The following is a 4,852-nucleotide window of genomic DNA, read 5'->3' as shown; positions in this document are numbered from 1 at the left end:
CACCAAACTATGAAGGCATATTCCTTCAAAACTAGATAACATTGCTTCATATTATATGGTTAAGTCCTCGATCTATTAGTATTCGTCAGCTCCACATGTCACCATGCTTCCACCTCGAACCTATCAACCTGATCATCTTTCAGGGATCTTACTAGCTTACGCTATGGGAAATCTCATCTTGAGGGGGGCTTCATGCTTAGATGCTTTCAGCACTTATCCCTTCCGCACATAGCTACCCAGCTATGCCCTTGGCAGAACAACTGGTACACCAGCGGTGCGTCCATCCCGGTCCTCTCGTACTAAGGACAGCTCCTCTCAAATTTCCTACGCCCACGACGGATAGGGACCGAACTGTCTCACGACGTTCTGAACCCAGCTCGCGTACCGCTTTAATGGGCGAACAGCCCAACCCTTGGGACCGACTACAGCCCCAGGATGCGATGAGCCGACATCGAGGTGCCAAACCTCCCCGTCGATGTGGACTCTTGGGGGAGATAAGCCTGTTATCCCCGGGGTAGCTTTTATCCGTTGAGCGATGGCCCTTCCATGCGGAACCACCGGATCACTAAGCCCGACTTTCGTCCCTGCTCGACTTGTAGGTCTCGCAGTCAAGCTCCCTTATGCCTTTGCACTCTACGAATGATTTCCAACCATTCTGAGGGAACCTTTGGGCGCCTCCGTTACACTTTAGGAGGCGACCGCCCCAGTCAAACTGCCCACCTGACACTGTCTCCCGGGTCGATAAGACCCGTAGGTTAGAATTTCAATACAGTCAGGGCGGTATCCCACCAGCGCCTCCACCGAAGCTAGCGCTCCGGTTTCAATGGCTCCCGCCTATCCTGTACAAACTGTACCAAAATTCAATATCAGGCTACAGTAAAGCTCCACGGGGTCTTTCCGTCCTGTCGCGGGTAACCTGCATCTTCACAGGTACTATAATTTCACCGAGTCTCTGGTTGAGACAGTGCCCAAATCGTTACACCTTTCGTGCGGGTCGGAACTTACCCGACAAGGAATTTCGCTACCTTAGGACCGTTATAGTTACGGCCGCCGTTTACTGGGGCTTCAGTTCAGAGCTTCGCTTACGCTAACCCCTCTCCTTAACCTTCCAGCACCGGGCAGGTGTCACCCCCTATACTTCGCCTTACGGCTTCGCAGAGAGCTGTGTTTTTGCTAAACAGTCGCTTGGGCCTATTCACTGCGGCTTTCCGTTAAGAAAGCACCCCTTCTCCCGAAGTTACGGGGTCATTTTGCCGAGTTCCTTAACCAGAGTTCTCTCGCACACCTTAGGATTCTCTCCTCGCCTACCTGTGTCGGTTTGCGGTACAGGCACCTTTTATCTCGCTAGAAGCTTTTCTTGGCAGCGGGGAATCAAAGACTTCGCTCCATAAGGAGCTTCCCCATCACAGCTCAGCCTTCACGATAAGCGGATTTGCCTACTTATCAGCCTAACTGCTTGGACGTGCACAACCAATCGCACGCTTCTTCTATCCTTCTGCGTCCCTCCATTGCTCAAACGATAAAGAGGTGGTACAGGAATATCAACCTGTTGTCCATCGCCTACGCCTGTCGGCCTCGGCTTAGGTCCTGACTAACCCTGAGCGGACGAGCCTTCCTCAGGAAACCTTAGGCATTCGGTGGACGGGATTCTCACCCGTCTTTCGCTACTCATACCGGCATTCTCACTTCTAAGCGCTCCACCAGTCCTTCCGGTCTGACTTCACTGCACTTAGAACGCTCCCCTACCACTGATACCATTGGTATCAATTCGCAGCTTCGGTGGTGTATTTAGCCCCGGTACATTTTCGGCGCAGAGTCACTCGACTAGTGAGCTATTACGCACTCTTTAAATGGTGGCTGCTTCTAAGCCAACATCCTAGTTGTCTAAGCAACTCCACATCCTTTTCCACTTAATACACACTTTGGGACCTTAGCTGGCGATCTGGGCTGTTTCCCTCTTGACTACGGATCTTATCACTCGCAGTCTGACTCCTAAGGATAAGTCATTGGCATTCGGAGTTTGACTGAATTCGGTAATCCGATGAGGACCCCTAGTTCAATCAGTGCTCTACCTCCAAGACTCTTACACTTAAGGCTAGCCCTAAAGCTATTTCGGGGAGAACCAGCTATCTCCAGGTTCGATTGGAATTTCTCCGCTACCCACACCTCATCCCCGCACTTTTCAACGTGCGTGGGTTCGGGCCTCCATTCAGTGTTACCTGAACTTCACCCTGGACATGGGTAGATCACCTGGTTTCGGGTCTACGACCACGTACTAAACGCCCTATTCAGACTCGCTTTCGCTGCGGCTCCGCCTCTTCAGCTTAACCTCGCACGGGATCGTAACTCGCCGGTTCATTCTACAAAAGGCACGCCATCACCCATTAACGGGCTCTGACTATTTGTAGGCACACGGTTTCAGGATCTCTTTCACTCCCCTTCCGGGGTGCTTTTCACCTTTCCCTCACGGTACTGGTTCACTATCGATCACTAGGGAGTATTTAGCCTTGGGAGATGGTCCTCCCAGATTCCGACGGAATTTCACGTGTTCCGCCGTACTCAGGATACATTCAAGAGAGAACGAAGTTTCGACTACGGGGTTGTTACCCTCTACGACGGACCTTTCCAGGTCGCTTCGTCTACCTCGTTCCTTTGTAACTCCGTATAGAATGTCCTACAACCCCAAGAGGCAAGCCTCTTGGTTTGGGCTATGTTCCGTTTCGCTCGCCGCTACTCAGGAAATCGCATTTGCTTTCTCTTCCTCCAGGTACTTAGATGTTTCAGTTCCCTGGGTCTGTCTTCCTTACCCTATGTATTCAGGTAAGGATACCATACCATTACGTATGGTGGGTTTCCCCATTCGGAAATCTTCGGATCAAAGCTTACTTACAGCTCCCCGAAGCATATCGGCGTTAGTCCCGTCCTTCATCGACTCCTAGTGTCAAGGCATCCACCGTGCGCCCTTTCTAACTTAACCAAACTAAAATTAAAAAAATATGAGCTACACTGTTATCTAGTTTTCAAAGAACATACAAAACGAAACACGGAAACTTATATTGATGAACAGCGTTCATCAATTCTCCATAGAAAGGAGGTGATCCAGCCGCACCTTCCGATACGGCTACCTTGTTACGACTTCACCCCAATCATCTGTCCCACCTTAGGCGGCTGGCTCCAAAAAGGTTACCCCACCGACTTCGGGTGTTACAAACTCTCGTGGTGTGACGGGCGGTGTGTACAAGGCCCGGGAACGTATTCACCGCGGCATGCTGATCCGCGATTACTAGCGATTCCAGCTTCATGTAGGCGAGTTGCAGCCTACAATCCGAACTGAGAACGGTTTTATGAGATTAGCTCCACCTCGCGGTCTTGCAGCTCTTTGTACCGTCCATTGTAGCACGTGTGTAGCCCAGGTCATAAGGGGCATGATGATTTGACGTCATCCCCACCTTCCTCCGGTTTGTCACCGGCAGTCACCTTAGAGTGCCCAACTTAATGATGGCAACTAAGATCAAGGGTTGCGCTCGTTGCGGGACTTAACCCAACATCTCACGACACGAGCTGACGACAACCATGCACCACCTGTCACTCTGCTCCCGAAGGAGAAGCCCTATCTCTAGGGTTTTCAGAGGATGTCAAGACCTGGTAAGGTTCTTCGCGTTGCTTCGAATTAAACCACATGCTCCACCGCTTGTGCGGGCCCCCGTCAATTCCTTTGAGTTTCAGCCTTGCGGCCGTACTCCCCAGGCGGAGTGCTTAATGCGTTAACTTCAGCACTAAAGGGCGGAAACCCTCTAACACTTAGCACTCATCGTTTACGGCGTGGACTACCAGGGTATCTAATCCTGTTTGCTCCCCACGCTTTCGCGCCTCAGTGTCAGTTACAGACCAGAAAGTCGCCTTCGCCACTGGTGTTCCTCCATATCTCTACGCATTTCACCGCTACACATGGAATTCCACTTTCCTCTTCTGCACTCAAGTCTCCCAGTTTCCAATGACCCTCCACGGTTGAGCCGTGGGCTTTCACATCAGACTTAAGAAACCACCTGCGCGCGCTTTACGCCCAATAATTCCGGATAACGCTTGCCACCTACGTATTACCGCGGCTGCTGGCACGTAGTTAGCCGTGGCTTTCTGGTTAGGTACCGTCAAGGTGCCAGCTTATTCAACTAGCACTTGTTCTTCCCTAACAACAGAGTTTTACGACCCGAAAGCCTTCATCACTCACGCGGCGTTGCTCCGTCAGACTTTCGTCCATTGCGGAAGATTCCCTACTGCTGCCTCCCGTAGGAGTCTGGGCCGTGTCTCAGTCCCAGTGTGGCCGATCACCCTCTCAGGTCGGCTACGCATCGTTGCCTTGGTGAGCCGTTACCTCACCAACTAGCTAATGCGACGCGGGTCCATCCATAAGTGACAGCCGAAGCCGCCTTTCAATTTCGAACCATGCAGTTCAAAATATTATCCGGTATTAGCCCCGGTTTCCCGGAGTTATCCCAGTCTTATGGGCAGGTTACCCACGTGTTACTCACCCGTCCGCCGCTAACTTCTTGAGAGCAAGCTCTCAATCCATTCGCTCGACTTGCATGTATTAGGCACGCCGCCAGCGTTCATCCTGAGCCAGGATCAAACTCTCCAATAAAGTTAGTTTGTCTAGCATCTAAAAATAAAAATTGACGTTTCACGTTGTTTGTTTCGTTCAGTTTTCAAAGAACTACTTGGTCGCTCATTTGCGACTTCCTTATGTTAACATCTTCGTTAGTTAATGTCAACTAAGTTTTTCATTTTGTTTTTCGCTTTCGATGTTACTGTCATGTTTCGCCTTGTTTTATATTACACCTCTATTTAACACTAG

The 4,852-nt window shown here is 50.7% G+C and carries 2 rRNA genes; both read right to left on the bottom strand.

Features of this window, described 5'->3' with window-relative positions:
* Positions 1 to 55 precede the first annotated feature (55 nt).
* Positions 56 to 2,977, bottom strand: a 23S ribosomal RNA gene (locus K5S59_RS12635).
* 110 nt (positions 2,978 to 3,087) lie between these two features.
* A 16S ribosomal RNA gene (locus K5S59_RS12630) occupies positions 3,088 to 4,639 on the bottom strand.
* Together the 16S and 23S rRNA genes form the textbook arrangement of a ribosomal RNA operon.
* Positions 4,640 to 4,852: the final 213 nt, after the last annotated feature.

It is taken from the genome of Bacillus sp. BML-BC051, assembly GCF_019656175.1.
Taxonomy (GTDB): Bacteria; Bacillota; Bacilli; order Bacillales; family Bacillaceae_G; genus Bacillus_A; species Bacillus_A mobilis.
Note: the sequence above shows the minus strand (reverse complement) of the source record. Positions and strands in the feature narration are given on the sequence as shown.